The sequence below is a fragment of the Vibrio parahaemolyticus genome (assembly GCF_900460535.1).
GTDB classification, from domain to species: domain Bacteria; phylum Pseudomonadota; class Gammaproteobacteria; order Enterobacterales; family Vibrionaceae; genus Vibrio; species Vibrio parahaemolyticus.
The window spans coordinates 1873848-1890049 of record NZ_UHIL01000001.1; the positions used below are offsets into that span (position 1 = coordinate 1873848).

The window sequence follows — 16202 nt, forward strand, 5'->3', positions numbered from 1 at the left end:
CGTATTATGACGCAACAACAAGACTATATGATCCAGTTGAAGGACATGAACAAATGGTATGGTGAGTTTCACGTACTAAAAAACATCAACTTAAATGTAAAGAAAGGCGAAAAAATCGTTATCTGTGGCCCTTCAGGTTCAGGGAAATCGACCATGATTCGCTGTATCAATCGCCTTGAAGAGCATCAAGCAGGCAGCATTTTTGTTTCTGGAACAGAGCTTACGGAAGACTTGAAAAACATCGAAGCCGTGCGACGTGAAGTCGGAATGTGCTTCCAACACTTTAACCTCTTTCCACACTTAACGGTTTTGGAAAACTGCACACTTGCACCTATTTGGGTGAAAAAGATGCCGAAAGAGGAAGCAGAAGCGGTTGCGATGAAATATCTCAAACGCGTTAAAATCCCAGACCAAGCCGATAAATACCCAGGTCAGTTATCTGGTGGTCAGCAACAGCGTGTAGCGATTGCCCGCTCATTGTGTATGAGTCCTAAAGTCATGCTGTTTGATGAGCCAACCTCCGCGCTCGACCCTGAAATGGTGCGTGAAGTGTTGGACGTTATGGTCGAATTGGCGGAAGAAGGCATGACCATGCTGTGTGTAACCCATGAAATGGGCTTTGCTAAAGAAGTCGCCGATCGCGTGATATTTATGGACGCAGGAGAAATCATAGAAGAGAACAACCCGGTCGACTTCTTTGAGAATCCTCAATCGGATCGCACGCAAAACTTCTTAGCGCAAATCCTGCATCATTAATCATCAACGCAGATAACGCTTTAAAAGCACTGATTTCGAACGAAGTCAGTGCTTTTTGTCATTTACATCACCAATCGTTGTGAGCACCAACGCAAAAATTCTTGGTGGTAATATTGTGTTACAAGTTGCCACATACATAACATCTTATTTCCATTATCATTTTATCTAGGATATGCATGGAAAGGGCTTGATTTTTTGAACTTTCAGCCCCATAAATGTACCAATAGTAAACTCCCTTATTGAGGATAATTATGAACAGTCCAATGTTTACTCGTTCAACAAGTGTTCCTAATACACTTGAAACTAACAAAGTACTGAAAAACACTTACTTCCTACTGTCGATGACACTGATGACCAGTGCTATCGCAGCAGTCGCGACTATGGCAATGCAAATTTCACCAATCATGGCGATTGTGATGCAGCTTGCAGCGATTGGTATTTTGTTCTTTGTTATGCCAAAGGCAATCAACTCATCATCAGGTATCGTTTGGACATTCGTTTTCACGACTCTAATGGGTGGTGCTTTAGGTCCAATGCTTAACTACTACGCATCAATTCCAAACGGTCCTACTATCATTGCTCAAGCTCTAGGTTTGACTGGTATGGTGTTCCTTGGCCTATCGGCTTACACCATTTCAAGCAAGAAAGATTTCTCTTTCATGCGCAACTTCCTGATGGCAGGTTTGATCATTGTGATCGTTGCAGCGCTGATTAACATCTTCGTTGGTTCAACAATGGCTCACCTAGTAATCAGCAGTGTTTCTGCACTCGTGTTCTCTGGTTTCATCCTATTCGATACAAGTCGTATCGTTCGTGGCGAAGAAACAAACTACATCAGTGCAACAATTTCGATGTACCTAAACATCCTTAACTTGTTCACTAGCCTACTAAGCATTCTAGGCATCATGAACGACGATTAATCGTTTCTCGTTAAGTAGAATTAAAAAGCCCGAAGGTGTTTCCTTCGGGCTTTTTCTTTGTGTGCAATTCAGTGTATTACGCCTGCTCTACAGACAACTCGATAACTTCGTCTGCTTCTGGATTTTCTCTAAAGCGTCTCACTTTGATCGTTTCCTCTCCTAACATGATTTGCTTGGCGATTCGGTGCATACCATCAAAGACTCGGTAGTCACTAGTTAAGATCACGGGATACGATACATCGGCATTGTTGATGCGTTGGCAATGTTTCGCTATTTCACGGCAGGTTGGCTGCGGCCCTTCATCACTAAACCAGGTCACCTCATTCGGACCTTTAATGTCATCAATAGAAATTTCTTCTACGGGTAAGGATTCTGCAAGCTTCCAAATACGCTCAATAGACCAAGTGGATTTTACGTTGTCATTAATCTCAATGTAACGTTGTGTCGACATGACTGACTCCTTGTCATGAGTTTTGTTTCTAACCTGAGCACAGGTCGGTTATCAAACCCAGAGAATATCGACCCAAAGGAATAAACACAACGTCGTAACCGATTCATCCTTAAACAAAATTTCATTAATTAGACAGCTGACTATCAAAAAACGATAATAAAAATGAATAAATCCGAATATAAATGCAAATGTCTTGGTATTACCCCCGGTAAATTTTTAACAAGCTGAATAATTTATTATTTTTCTGCATAGTAGTGAGTTTTGGACACATCATCAGTATTCATTAAAGCCCTGCTACTTTGTATGCTTTTGCTTCGCTCAGTACGACTTCAGGATTCTTTTGTTGAGAACTTCCTAACGTGTGCGCTAATCTATAAACATCCATGTTCACTTAACGGATAAGACGTTATGTTCGTTTACAACGGCAAAGAAATTGAAACTGATGCTCAAGGCTATCTACTGGATCATACTCAGTGGGAAGAAGGCATGATTGAGCTTTTAGCAAAAGAAGAAGACATCGAACTTACTGATGCTCATTTAGAAGTTGTGCATTTTGTGCGCGACTTTTATGAAGAGTTTAATACCTCTCCAGCAGTGCGAATGCTTGTCAAAGCAATGGAAAAGGCGCACGGCCCAGAAAAAGGCAACAGCAAATATTTGTTCAAGCTGTTCAAAAAAGGCCCAGCAAAACAAGCAACAAAGCTAGCAGGTTTACCTAAACCAGCTAAGTGCCTGTAATATTATAGAATTTTAAATCCGCGGAATGGTTTGTACGATACGCTCTCTCGCGTAACGCTTTCTACTGTCGCCGTCCGCGGACCTTCTTGTAACCATTCACAAAACTGGTCAATTTTCTCTTTAGGCCCACAAGCCATCACTTCTACATCGCCATTGTTCAAGTTCTTCGCGTAGCCCGTTAAACCAAGCTTTAAACCTTGGTGCGAAGTATGGTAACGAAAGCCAACCCCTTGAACGTGACCTTTAACTATAAATCTCTCACACTTTACGTTCATCTTTGTACCGCATCTGATTATTGAGTGATATATTCGTTTTGTCTTATTCACCCCACTAAGGATAGTGGGTTTTCGTATGGTTATAATAATTATGAAAGAAATTCCTTTCCGCTGGATTGATAAGTATCTCATTCACTTAAAGATTCAAGAAAAGTTCTACTTGCTCTTCATTCTCCCTCTTCTTGCTCTAGTCATTCTTACTCTCGTCCTCAATAGCGCGGCTAATTCTCTGATCTCAGGTATGTATCAGGAAGAGTTGATGCTCATGAAAGGGTTGATAGAGGCTGGCAATCTTTCTCAAGCTCAAGTAGCAAACCTTATTGCGGGTTCAGAGACAGTCTCTATTGGTACAGGACCGCAATCTGTATCGGTATTGAATGGCGCATTCAGTTTGGTTGCGAATCATAAGCTTTCTCTGTGGACTGCCCTATCAATGACTCAAGTGAGCATCATCTGCGTGAGCTTGTTTGTTCTCGCTCTGGGTGTTTACTACATCATGACGTTCATCGGTGGCGCAATGTTCACCATGAACAAGGCGCTAAACACGCTTGCTGATGGCGACCTAACCGCGCGGATGAATTTCTTCCCTGTTCGTGATGAGTTCAGTGAAATCGCCATCACGATTGATAAAGTCGCGGAGCGTGAACAAAAAATGGTTCAATCCATCCAAGAGTCTGTCGCTCTTATGCAGCAAATCAGCTCGGACTTGAATCAATCGATTCACCACAGTTCTGAAATTTCCGCGACGCAACAAGAACACCTCAACTCTCTTGCAAGTGCCACGGAGCAGATGGCGTCAACGATTCGTGAAGTTGCGACACTGGCTCACGACTCAAGCACACAGACGGATGATGCACGTAGTGTGGCTCAGTCAGGCCAAGTGAAAGTCGAAAACACGCTTCACTCGATTTCAAATCTGTCAAATGAGATTCAATCTGCTTCTCAAGCGGTTGAAGAGCTAGATGCAAACGCAGCGCAAATTGATGAAGTGGTAACAACAATCAACGGTATCTCAGAACAAACCAACCTACTCGCCTTGAACGCTGCAATTGAAGCGGCGCGTGCAGGTGAACAAGGTCGTGGCTTTGCGGTTGTTGCGGATGAGGTTCGAGCTCTTGCGGGGCGTACTCAGCAAGCAACCGTTGAGATTCAAGCGATGATTGAATCATTACAACGTAACAGTCAATCCCTTACCAAACTCATGGAAGTTACGGTAAACAATGCCAACGAAGGTCAAAACCTGATGGCAGAAGTAAACCAAGAGATTGGCTCGCTTGCTGATAAAAACCAAACCATCTCAGACAGCAGTATTCAAATTGCGACTGCGGCTGAGGAACAAGGTGTCGTTGCAGATAACATCGCCGCAAGTGTCGAAGAAATCCGAGTTCAAGCAGATAATGTGTGCAATATGATCAGCACGACCTCGCAAAACGTCGAACAGTTGCGTAAGCAAAGCGATACGATGGAATCTCTCCTCACTGGTTTGAGAGCATAACCAAATATCAGTTAATCAGGGTCACGCAAGTGGCCCTTTTTTATGCCTGCTAACAGCTGTGCCAACGATACCGACCGTTTAGCAAATGACTGGATTGTTGAGGGATATTGCTTTTGCCCTCAACATCCCGGACAATACGCCCCTTTCAAAATTCAACAAGAGCAAATGAAATGACAGCTGCTATCTATTTGGTTAAAGGTCGTGAGAAATCGGTTAAGCGCAAGCACCCTTGGATCTTCTCTCGAGGCATCGGTAAAGTTGAGGGCGACCCCGCTCTTGGCGAAACAGTTGATGTGTTCACTCACGACGGTAAATGGCTAGCAAAAGCGGCATATTCTCCAGAATCTCAAATCCGCGCTCGTATTTGGAGTTTTGAAAAAGAAGAAATCAACAAAGCGTTTTTCGTGAAGCGTTTTCAAAATGCTCAACTTCTTCGTGAAGACGTGATTGAACGTGATGGTTTAACGGGTTACCGACTCATCGCCGCTGAATCTGACGGCTTGCCGGGCGTGACGATTGACCGCTACCAAAACTTCTTCGTATGTCAATTGCTCAGCGCAGGCGCAGAATACAACAAGCAAGCGATTGTAGATGCATTGGTTGAATGCTTCCCTGATTGCAATATCTACGAACGTTCTGACGTAGCAGTACGTAAGAAAGAAGGTTTGAAAGAGACCACTGGCGTATTGCACGGTGAAGTGCCTCCAAAATCTGTCGTCATCGAAGAAAACGGCGTAAAAATCAGTGTCGACATTGTAGGGGGACATAAAACGGGCTTCTACCTAGACCAGCGCGACAGTCGTCAACAAGCAATGAAGTACGTTAAAGATAAAGAAGTTCTTAACTGCTTCTCTTACACAGGTGGCTTTGGTCTTTACGCACTGAAAGGCGGCGCAAAACGCGTAATCAATGCGGATGTATCTCAGCCAGCATTGGACACAGCAAAATACAATGCAGAGCTGAACGAGTTTGATATCTCGAAAAAGCGCGCTGTTTTCTTAAACGCAGATGTATTTAAACTGCTTCGTGAATACCGTGACCAAGGTACTCAGTTTGATGTGGTTATCATGGATCCACCTAAGTTTGCAGAAAGCAAAGCGCAACTAAATGGCGCATGTCGTGGTTATAAAGACATCAATATGTTGGCGATGCAAATTCTAAAACCTGGTGGCACGCTACTGACCTACTCTTGCTCTGGCTTAATGGACCAAGTTTTATTCCAAAAAATCATTGCTGACGCAGCGGTAGACGCAAACCGCCAAGTGAAATTTGTTGAGCGCTTTGAACAAGCCGCAGACCACCCAACCGATACGGCATACCCAGAAGGTTTCTACCTAAAAGGCTTTGCTTGTAAAGTGCTTTAATCGCTCTTTGGCGATTATCGGAACGACATAAAAAACGGAGCTTTCGCTCCGTTTTTCTTATTCTCTCAACTGTTCGAGATTACTGATTAAGCTGTTGGCGATATCTGCGGCCGATGCGCCATCGAAATTAACTTCTAAATGTTGACCATCTTTATTAATCGTCAATGTCGAGTTACCTCCACTTTCAGTCACTTCTACGGTTATATCATCTACGCGTCCTCGGTAGTCTCCAGAACCAAGATCATCAAGCAATGTGGAAATGTCAGTACCCGTCATATCATCAAATACATCGGTAAAATCAAGCTGATCACCATCACTGAAATCCGTCACGGTATCAGTTGCGGACTGCATTTCTGTCCACTTGAAGACGTCATCACCTTCACCGCCCGTTAAGATATCATTGCCTAAACCACCGATGATCATGTCATTACCGTCGGTACCAACCAGAATATCGTCTCCATCCGTACCCATGATGAGATTCAGCTCAGAATTTAATGCCATGGTTTGATAACCAAGCGCCGTGACAGCATCTACAGTGACGTTCTCGAATTCAACCGCTACCGTTGCACTGGAGTCACTTTCTAAACCATCAGAATCAATGGCTTTGTACTCAAACGAATCACTCACTTGAGTGAAGCTGGTAATCTCTGTGCCTACCAATGTAAAACTTGCTTTATCACTTGAGCTATCTGTATCCGGCGACAACCGAATTTCATCGAAGCTTCCGTTTGCAAGCTCTATCGTTGCAGTACCTTCGTGGTTGCCACTATAGCTGATGTCTTCTGCCCGTATTTCTTGAGTATCAACCACAATACCATCTAAGAAAATGTATGCAGTAATCCAAGCACCACCATTGTTAAAGCGGTCGTTCAAACTTGCGAGATTTATTTTCGCTTTGTCAGCTTCAAGACCTTCATCAAGTTTTATTGCAACATATTCGTGAGTGCTGATCTCATCCCCATTCCCAGTCTCACCAGGAGATACAACGACCAAACCAACTTGCTGGTTCGCAAAATCGACCTTGACCTGAGCGTTAGAGTCGAAGGTGATATCATTGCCTGAAATAGTAATTTGGCCACCATAGAAGCTCAAACCATTGACATCTACAGAATCAGCCAGAAAATCTTTGTCGAACTCTTCAAGTAAATCATTTGAGTCAAAACGTTGATCTTCAAAAAAATCTGCGGTCAGACGATACTTAACGTCAGTGTTCTCTGCAAATATTGATGACCCATCGATAACAACTTCTTGCCCGTTACCATCTACATAGTAGAGTTCCCCATAATCTGGAAGGTCAATAACTTTGATTTGGATATCGTCATCATTCGCTGTCACTGCATCATCTTCAAGGTCTTCAACTCGCTGCTCACCACCACTTGTTGTTCCATCAAAATCTACATCATGAATTGGGAACAAACCGTCTTCTACATCAAGTAGAATGTTGAAGTTACGAACAGTAGGCGGCGTATTCGGCTCATCATTATCGATGATGGTTGTATCAACATACGCATTAGTGAGGTCAAGCGCCTCGAAAATAGGATTGTCGTCACCATCGACAATACTAGCCACACTAACTCGATAGACTTCATCCGGCTCGTCATCGGAATCATCGACAGTGTCAATGGTAAACGTCGCACTAAGACCATCCGGCCCAATCACTGCTTGGGTGGTTTCAGTGATGTCATCACCCGATGCAGTGGTGTAGCTATAAGCTAAGGTTACGATGCTACCGACTGGCGCTGGATCGCTCAGTGTCACGGTGTACTCTGTGGTGGTGTCACCCTCCACGACATTCGCTGGACCAGTCATGGTCACCGTAACCGTATCTTCTGGACCCGGCTCGGTTTCATCGCTGATGGTGGTGTCGACGAACGCATTATCGAGGTTCAACGCTTCGAAGATAGGATTGCTGTCGCTATCAACAATACCCGACACGCTGACACGGAATACTTCATCGCCTTCGGCATACACATCGTCCACGGTATCGATGGTAAATGTAGCCGTCACACCATCCGCACCAATAATCGCTTGAGTGGTTTCAGTGATGTCGTCACCCGATGCAGTAGTATAGCTGTAAGCTAAGGTCACAATGCTACCCACAGGAGCCGGATCGCTCAGTGTTACGGTGTAGTCTGTGGTGGTGTCACCCTCCACGACATTCGCTGGACCAGTCATGGTCACCGTAACCGTATCTTCTGGACCAGGGTCCGTTTCATCGCTGATGGTGGTATCGACGAACGCATTGTCTAAATTCAGTGCTTCAAAGATTGGATTGCTGTCGCTATCGACGATGCCTGACACGCTAACACGGAACACTTCATCGCCTTCCGCGTAAACATCATCTACCGTATCAATGGTAAACGTGGCGGTCACACCATCGGCACCAATAATGGCTTGAGTGGTTTCGGTGATGTCATCACCTGACGCAGTGGTGTAGCTATAAGCGAGCGTGACGATGCTACCGACTGGCGCTGGATCGCTCAGTGTCACGGTGTAGTCTGTGGTGGTGTCACCCTCCACGACATTCGCTGGACCTGTCATGGTCACGGTAACCGTATCTTCTGGACCTGGGTCGGTTTCATCGCTGATGGTGGTATCGACGAACGCATTGTCTAAATTCAGTGCTTCAAATATAGGATTACTGTCGCTATCGACAATGCCTGATACGCTGACACGGAACACTTCATCGCCTTCGGCATACACATCGTCCACGGTATCGATGGTAAATGTAGCCGTCACACCATCCGCACCAATAATCGCTTGAGTGGTTTCAGTGATGTCGTCACCCGATGCAGTAGTATAGCTGTAAGCTAAGGTCACAATGCTACCCACAGGCGCCGGATCGCTCAGTGTCACGGTGTACTCTGTGGTGGTGTCACCTTCTACGACATTCGCTGGACCTGTCATGGTCACGGTAACCGTATCTTCTGGACCTGGGTCGGTTTCATCGCTGATGGTGGTATCAACAAAGGCATTTGATACATCTAATGCCTCAAAAATCGGATTGCTATCGCTATCGACGATGCCCGACACGCTGACACGGAACACTTCATCGCCTTCAGCGTAAACGTCATCCACCGTATCAATGGTAAACGTGGCGGTTACGCCATCCGCCCCAATAATCGCTTGAGTGGTTTCAGTGATGTCGTCACCGGATGCCGTAGTGTAGCTGTAAGCTAAGGTCACGATGCTACCCACAGGTGCCGGATCGCTCAGTGTCACGGTGTAATCTGTGGTGGTGTCACCTTCCACGACATTCGCTGGACCTGTCATGGTCACGGTAACTGTATCTTCTGGCCCTGGGTCGGTTTCATCACTGATGGTGGTGTCGACGAACGCATTGTCTAAATTCAGTGCTTCAAATATAGGATTACTGTCGCTATCGACAATGCCTGATACGCTGACACGGAACACTTCATCGCCTTCGGCATACACATCGTCCACGGTATCGATGGTAAATGTAGCCGTCACACCATCCGCACCAATAATCGCTTGAGTGGTTTCAGTGATGTCGTCACCCGATGCAGTAGTATAGCTGTAAGCTAAGGTCACAATGCTACCCACAGGCGCCGGATCGCTCAGTGTCACGGTGTACTCTGTGGTGGTGTCACCTTCTACGACATTCGCTGGACCTGTCATGGTCACGGTAACCGTATCTTCTGGACCTGGGTCGGTTTCATCGCTGATGGTGGTATCAACAAAGGCATTTGATACATCTAATGCCTCAAAAATCGGATTGCTATCGCTATCGACGATGCCCGACACGCTGACACGGAACACTTCATCGCCTTCAGCGTAAACGTCATCCACCGTATCAATGGTAAACGTGGCGGTTACGCCATCCGCCCCAATAATCGCTTGAGTGGTTTCAGTGATGTCGTCACCGGATGCCGTAGTGTAGCTGTAAGCTAAGGTCACGATGCTACCCACAGGTGCCGGATCGCTCAGTGTCACGGTGTAATCTGTGGTGGTGTCACCTTCCACGACATTCGCTGGACCTGTCATGGTCACGGTAACTGTATCTTCTGGCCCTGGGTCGGTTTCATCACTGATGGTGGTGTCGACGAACGCATTGTCTAAATTCAGTGCTTCAAATATTGGATTACTGTCGCTATCGACGATGCCTGACACGCTGACACGGAACACTTCATCACCTTCCGCGTAAACATCGTCCACGGTATCGATGGTAAACGTGGCGGTCACACCATCCGCCCCAATAATCGCTTGGGTGGTTTCAGTAATGTCGTCACCGGATGCCGTAGTGTAGCTGTAAGCTAAGGTCACGATGCTACCCACAGGCGCCGGATCGCTCAGTGTCACGGTGTAATCTGTGGTGGTGTCACCTTCCACGACATTCGCTGGACCTGTCATGGTCACGGTAACTGTATCTTCTGGCCCTGGGTCGGTTTCATCACTGATGGTGGTGTCGACGAACGCATTGTCTAAATTCAGTGCTTCAAATATTGGATTACTGTCGCTATCGACGATGCCTGACACGCTGACACGGAACACTTCATCGCCTTCGCCGTAAACATCGTCCACGGTATCGATGGTAAACGTGGCGGTTACGCCATCCGCACCAATCACTGCTTGGGTGGTTTCGGTGATGTCATCACCCGATGCAGTGGTGTAGCTATAAGCTAACGTGACGATGCTACCGACTGGAGCCGGATCGCTCAGTGTCACGGTGTAATCCGTGGTGGTATCACCTTCCACAACATTCGCTGGACCGGTCATGGTCACGGTGACCGTATCTTCTGGACCTGGGTCGGTTTCATCACTGATGGTGGTGTCGACAAAGGCATTATCGAGGTTCAACGCTTCAAAGATTGGATTGCTGTCGCTATCCACAATACCCGACACGCTGACGCGGAATACTTCATCGCCTTCGGCGTACACATCGTCCACCGTATCGATGGTAAACGTCGCTGTTACGCCATCGGCACCAATAATCGCTTGAGTGGTTTCGGTGATATCATCACCGGATGCAGTGGTGTAGCTGTAAGCTAAGGTCACGATGCTACCGACTGGCGCCGGATCGCTCAGTGTCACGGTGTACTCTGTGGTGGTGTCACCTTCCACGACATTTGCTGGACCGGTCATGGTGACCGTAACCGTATCTTCTGGCCCTGGGTCGGTTTCATCACTGATGGTGGTATCGACGAACGCATTGTCTAGATTCAGTGCTTCGAAGATTGGATTGCTGTCACCATCTACAATGCCCGACACGCTGACACGGAACACTTCATCGCCTTCAGCGTAAACGTCATCCACGGTATCAATGGTAAACGTGGCGGTCACACCATCCACCCCAATAATCGCTTGGGTGGTTTCAGTGATGTCGTCACCGGATGCCGTGGTGTAGCTATAAGCAAGCGTGACGATGCTACCCACTGGCGCTGGTTCGCTCAGCGTCACGGTGTACTCTGTGGTGGTGTCACCTTCTACGACATTCGCTGGACCCGTCATGGTGACCGTAACGGTATCTTCCGGACCAGGATCCGTTTCATCGCTGATGGTGGTGTCGACGAACGCATTATCGAGGTTCAGTGCTTCGAAGATAGGATTGCTGTCACTATCCACAATACCCGATACGCTGACACGGAACACTTCATCGCCTTCCGCGTAAACATCGTCCACGGTATCGATGGTAAACGTGGCGGTTACGCCATCCGCCCCAATAATCGCTTGGGTGGTTTCAGTGATGTCGTCACCGGATGCCGTGGTGTAGCTGTAAGCTAAGGTCACGATGCTACCGACTGGCGCCGGATCGCTCAGCGTCACTGTGTACTCTGTGGTGGTGTCGCCTTCCACCACATTCGCTGGACCTGTCATGGTCACCGTAACCGTATCTTCTGGACCTGGGTCGGTTTCATCACTGATGGTGGTGTCGACGAACGCATTGTCTAAATTCAGTGCTTCAAAGATTGGATTACTGTCGCTATCGACGATGCCTGACACGCTGACACGGAACACTTCATCACCTTCCGCGTAAACATCGTCCACGGTATCGATGGTAAACGTGGCGGTCACACCATCGGCACCAACCACTGCTTGGGTGGTTTCAGTGATGTCGTCACCTGACGCAGTGGTGTAGCTATAAGCTAACGTGACAATGCTACCCACTGGCGCTGGATCGCTCAGCGTCACGGTGTACTCCGTGGTGGTGTCACCTTCTACGACATTCGCTGGACCGGTCATGGTCACCGTAACCGTATCTTCTGGACCCGGATCGGTTTCATCGCTAATGGTGGTATCAACAAAGGCATTTGAAACATCTAATGCCTCAAAAATCGGATTGCTATCACCATCTACAATGCCCGACACGCTGACGCGGAATACTTCATCGCCTTCGGCGTACACATCGTCCACCGTATCGATGGTAAACGTGGCAGTTACGCCATCCGCACCAATAATCGCTTGAGTTGTTTCGGTGATGTCATCACCTGACGCGGTGGTGTAGCTATAAGCGAGCGTGACGATGCTACCGACTGGCGCTGGATCGCTCAGTGTCACGGTGTAATCCGTGGTGGTATCGCCTTCCACCACATTCGCTGGACCGGTCATGGTCACGGTAACCGTATCTTCTGGACCCGGATCCGTTTCATCACTGATGGTGGTATCGACAAACGCATTGTCTAGATTCAACGCTTCGAAGATAGGATTGCTGTCACCATCTACAATGCCCGACACACTGACGCGGAACACTTCATCGCCTTCGGTATAAACATCGTCCACCGTATCGATGGTAAACGTGGCGGACACACCATCGGCACCAACCACTGCTTGAGTGGTTTCGGTGATGTCATCACCGGATGCAGTAGTGTAGCTATAAGCTAAGGTCACGATGCTACCGACTGGCGCCGGTTCGCTCAGTGTTACGGTGTATTCGGAAGTAGTTTCACCTTCCGAAACGCTATTCGGGCCAGTCATATTAACGGTTACAGTATCTTCTGGCCCTTGTTCTGCCTCATCTGTAATCGTTGCAACACCCGTAACTGGAGTAGGCTGATCTGGCGTTGAACCGGACAAACTGAATGTTTCCGATCCTTCCGCTAAATTATCATCAATGGTATCCAAGCTAACCGTAAAAGACTCTTCCCCGATCGGAAGAGAAACAGTAAACGATCCATCATCATTCACCTGAATTTCTTGGGTGGTTCCGTCGGATAATGTAATTAAAACCGTTGTATTTACATAATCTGCACCAACATCGCTCGCTGCCCCGCCTACAGCAGAACCATCATTAAGGGTAAACTCTATGGTAGTTTCTTCTTCCGTTGGTTGATTAAGGGTAACGTCGAAAGAGACTTGCTGCCCTTCATCTACTGCAGGGCTAGAAATATCTTGCACCGTAATTGTTACTGGAATCGGAATTCCTGTCGGAGCTGGTGCCTGAGTTGGAGGGAGAATGTCCAATAAAGTTAGAATCTGAGTGGTTGAGAATCCCGCTCCTTCAGTGCCAACTGTCTCAAAGTTGGTACTAGCGAGCAATTCTGTCCCTGTTCGTGCAACATTCCCTGTTGTCTGAGGACTAGACCCATTTGCTTCGCCCGCTGCGGTTTCAAACTCTTGACCTAGTTGGGTCGGGTCTTGCCCCGCTGCAATAGCTTCTATCAACGCAGTAATATCACCAGTTACATTGATGGAACTGCCTTGCGGTGTCACTTGCTCAATGACCAGTTCTGAAGTGTCTGAAACTTCGTTAATAATTAGTTCCCCTGGTTTAGGCAACTGTCCTTGTTCGAGGGTTCTAATTTCCCCATCGAGACCGATAACTACAATATTACTCATCAATGAGCCAAAAGTTACTCGTTCCATATCTACCTCGCCCCACTTTGAACTAAGTCAAAAGTTTGTCACCCCAATATTTACGTCTATAGTTTAGTCAAAATCTTCATATTTTCGTTGTATGTGCAAGGGGCGATGTGCTGATTAACTCAAGGGGCGGGGTTACAGGTGCAGCAGGGAATTGCACAGGTCGTGGAACGCTATGATATTAAGAAATCAAGCTTTTCTCTTGCTTAAACACAAACGGTTGCCAAGCAACATTTTGCACATGTGCTAAGGTTTAATCAGGCGAACTTCTGGATATTCTAAACAAAAGCCTAGGTTTAACAGTAGGTTGATAATTTACTTACTCAAACACTGTTATTTGTGATGTTTTATCTCAAATGTGAGATGAAACAGCAAAAAGCAACACGATTTTTTAGGAGAAACACCGTGAAATGGAACCGACTAAGTATTGCTTGCTGCTGTAGCTTAATAGTGTCTATACCCGTTTTCGGTCAAACTTTAGAGCAAGCCGTGGCATTAACGTTAAAAAATAACCCAGATATCAAAAGCGCATTTAATGAATTTGAGAGCCGAAGGTACATCAATGAGGCGTCAACAGGCGCCTATTTGCCTTCTCTCGATCTTGATGCGGGCATTGGTTACGAAGGCCTCGACCCATCTGATGAAGTCGGACGAGGCAACACTGACTATACGAGAAAAGAAGCGTCTATCACCCTAACCCAATTAATTTGGGATGGCAGCGCGACATTAAACGATATTGACCGTACCGCTGCGGATGCAGAATCGGTGCGATTCCAACTGTTAGCTGATGCTTCAGACAAGGCATTAGAAGTCACTAAAGTCTACTTAGATGCGGTAAAGGCTTATGAAGTCTTAAAGCTGTCTGAGAACAATCTTGCCGTTCACAAAGACATCTATACGGACATCAAAAAACGCGTCACTTCCGGCATCGGCTCTACTGCGGACTTAACACAGGTTGAAGCACGTTTAGCGAAAGCGCATGGTAATCTGGCAGCTGCACAAAACAACCTTTACGACTCCCACACAATGTTTACCCGCTTGGTGGGGCAAACGCCACAAGGGTTAATTTTTCCAAGAGCTGATCAGAACTTTATCCCCTACACCGTCGATGAAGCGGTTGGTTTGGCATTTGAATTACACCCCGTAATTCAAATCGCATTGGCGGATGTGGACTCTGCCAAGTTCCAATACAAACAATCGAAAGGCGTTAACTACCCGACGATCTCGATTGAAGCTTCTCAAACTTGGAAAGACGATGCGGATGGCTTAAAAGGTCGAAGCGATGAAACTCTCGCCATGTTGCGTTTACGCTATAACTTGTTCAACGGCGGTAGCGATGCGGCAAATTCAGAAAACTTCGCATACCAACTCAACAAAGCGAAAGACTTACGTGAAGGCGCGTACCGTAATGTTGAGGAAGGACTTCGCTTATCTTGGAGTGCTCTGGACTTAACGCTGCAACAAAAAGAATTTTTAGCAGACCACGTTGATTCGGCAGCTGAGACGGTCATCGCGTATGAAAAGCAATATCGAATCGGTAAACGAACCTTACTAGACGTTCTGAACACTGAAAACGAGTTGTTTGAAGCGCGTAAAGATTATCTTGATTCAAAATATGCAGAGCAATATGCCAAATATCGTGTGATGAACGCAACTGGCCAATTGTTGAGTGCGTTAAGAGTCGAAATGCCGAAAGAATGGCTAGAAAAAGTGGAGTATTAATTATGAAAAACATAACTATTATTGCACTGTCATTAGTTGTTGCTGCATGTAGCTCTTCGAGTGAGCGAGGCGACGAATACGATTACATCGACACTCCTATTGCAGATCAATGGGCCGACCACCAAGATGACGACAGCGACGGTGTCATTAACCAGCGCGATTTATGTCCAGGCACACCATTAGGAGCAGAAATTGATAATGATGGCTGCGGATCTTACGCAAACTCATCACAACAAATGCAAATTCGAGTGTTATTTGCGAATGATTCAGATGAAATCAACCCGGTTTTCGCGAAGCAGATTCGAGAACTCTCAGATTTCTTGAAAGAATACCCAAGCACATCCATTGAGTTGCAAGGTTATGCGAGCCGCACAGGTGGATCTGAGCACAATTTAGATCTCTCCAAACGCCGAGCAGAGAACGTAAGAAAGGCGCTGCTTCAAAACGGTATTACTCCTGATCGAGTTACTATTGTTGGCTACGGCGAGACGGTTTTAGCAACAACCGGAACAGACGAAGTAAGCCATGCTTTGAACCGACGTGTGACCGCAACTGTAGTAGGACATAAAGGTGAAGTGAAAAAAGAATGGACCATTTTCACCACACTTCCAAAAAGCTAACTATTCAAGAACATCAAAAAAGGTCTAGCAATTGCTAGACCTT

General features: G+C 46.5%; 10 protein-coding genes. 7 read left to right on the forward strand and 3 right to left on the reverse strand.

What is annotated here, in order from left to right; all coding sequences use genetic code 11:
* Positions 1-6: 6 nt before the first annotated feature.
* On the forward strand, positions 7-756 hold the full coding sequence (locus tag DYB02_RS09200; RefSeq protein WP_005457131.1) for an amino acid ABC transporter ATP-binding protein: 750 nt from the start codon (positions 7-9) through the stop codon (positions 754-756).
* A 251-nt stretch (positions 757-1007) separates the two neighbouring features.
* Entirely contained in the window at positions 1008-1676 is a 669-nt protein-coding gene (locus tag DYB02_RS09205) for a Bax inhibitor-1/YccA family protein (RefSeq protein ID WP_005494926.1), read from the forward strand.
* Between the two features lie 76 nt (positions 1677-1752).
* Here DYB02_RS09205 and DYB02_RS09210 read toward each other — a convergent pair whose 3' ends face one another.
* Positions 1753-2127, reverse strand: coding sequence for a chromosome partitioning protein ParB (locus tag DYB02_RS09210; protein ID WP_005490570.1), 375 nt, complete (start codon positions 2125-2127; stop codon positions 1753-1755).
* A 408-nt stretch (positions 2128-2535) separates the two neighbouring features.
* Here DYB02_RS09210 and DYB02_RS09215 point away from each other — a divergent pair, with 408 nt between their 5' ends.
* A complete protein-coding gene (locus DYB02_RS09215; protein ID WP_005377396.1) occupies positions 2536-2865 on the forward strand; it encodes a TusE/DsrC/DsvC family sulfur relay protein in 330 nt (109 codons plus the stop codon).
* Between the two features lie 2 nt (positions 2866-2867).
* Here DYB02_RS09215 and yccX read toward each other — a convergent pair whose 3' ends face one another.
* On the reverse strand, positions 2868-3140 hold the full coding sequence (gene yccX, locus DYB02_RS09220; protein ID WP_005486991.1) for an acylphosphatase: 273 nt from the start codon (positions 3138-3140) through the stop codon (positions 2868-2870).
* Positions 3141-3231: 91 nt separating this feature from the next.
* Here yccX and DYB02_RS09225 point away from each other — a divergent pair, with 91 nt between their 5' ends.
* Together DYB02_RS09225 and DYB02_RS09230 are read left to right on the forward strand one after the other, a co-directional pair.
* Positions 3232-4635 (forward strand): methyl-accepting chemotaxis protein, encoded by a 1404-nt coding sequence (locus DYB02_RS09225; RefSeq protein WP_025510505.1) that lies wholly within the window; start codon positions 3232-3234, stop codon positions 4633-4635.
* A 170-nt stretch (positions 4636-4805) separates the two neighbouring features.
* On the forward strand, positions 4806-5999 hold the full coding sequence (locus DYB02_RS09230; protein ID WP_025818333.1) for a class I SAM-dependent methyltransferase: 1194 nt from the start codon (positions 4806-4808) through the stop codon (positions 5997-5999).
* 57 nt (positions 6000-6056) lie between these two features.
* Here DYB02_RS09230 and DYB02_RS09235 read toward each other — a convergent pair whose 3' ends face one another.
* The gene (locus DYB02_RS09235) at positions 6057-13820 is read right to left on the reverse strand and encodes a Calx-beta domain-containing protein (protein WP_061064930.1); all 7764 of its coding nucleotides are present in this window, start codon (positions 13818-13820) and stop codon (positions 6057-6059) included.
* 402 nt (positions 13821-14222) lie between these two features.
* Here DYB02_RS09235 and DYB02_RS09240 point away from each other — a divergent pair, with 402 nt between their 5' ends.
* Both DYB02_RS09240 and DYB02_RS09245 read left to right on the forward strand, forming a co-directional pair.
* Complete coding sequence (locus DYB02_RS09240) at positions 14223-15539, forward strand: TolC family outer membrane protein (RefSeq protein WP_024103885.1); 1317 nt, start codon at positions 14223-14225, stop codon at positions 15537-15539.
* A 2-nt stretch (positions 15540-15541) separates the two neighbouring features.
* Positions 15542-16159: an OmpA family protein gene (locus DYB02_RS09245; protein ID WP_029847004.1), complete on the forward strand. Its 618-nt coding sequence runs from the start codon at positions 15542-15544 to the stop codon at positions 16157-16159.
* Positions 16160-16202 lie beyond the last annotated feature (43 nt).

Bases quoted from the DNA above. Each gene is read 5' to 3' on its own strand.
- DYB02_RS09200 (WP_005457131.1), top strand. From the start codon at position 7: ATGACGCAACAACAAGACTATATGATCCAGTTGAAGGACATGAACAAA.
- DYB02_RS09205 (WP_005494926.1), top strand. From the start codon at position 1,008: ATGAACAGTCCAATGTTTACTCGTTCAACAAGTGTTCCTAATACACTT.
- DYB02_RS09210 (WP_005490570.1), bottom strand. From the start codon at position 2,127: ATGTCGACACAACGTTACATTGAGATTAATGACAACGTAAAATCCACT.
- DYB02_RS09215 (WP_005377396.1), top strand. From the start codon at position 2,536: ATGTTCGTTTACAACGGCAAAGAAATTGAAACTGATGCTCAAGGCTAT.
- yccX (WP_005486991.1), bottom strand. From the start codon at position 3,140: ATGAACGTAAAGTGTGAGAGATTTATAGTTAAAGGTCACGTTCAAGGG.
- DYB02_RS09225 (WP_025510505.1), top strand. From the start codon at position 3,232: ATGAAAGAAATTCCTTTCCGCTGGATTGATAAGTATCTCATTCACTTA.
- DYB02_RS09230 (WP_025818333.1), top strand. From the start codon at position 4,806: ATGACAGCTGCTATCTATTTGGTTAAAGGTCGTGAGAAATCGGTTAAG.
- DYB02_RS09235 (WP_061064930.1), bottom strand. From the start codon at position 13,820: ATGGAACGAGTAACTTTTGGCTCATTGATGAGTAATATTGTAGTTATC.
- DYB02_RS09245 (WP_029847004.1), top strand. From the start codon at position 15,542: ATGAAAAACATAACTATTATTGCACTGTCATTAGTTGTTGCTGCATGT.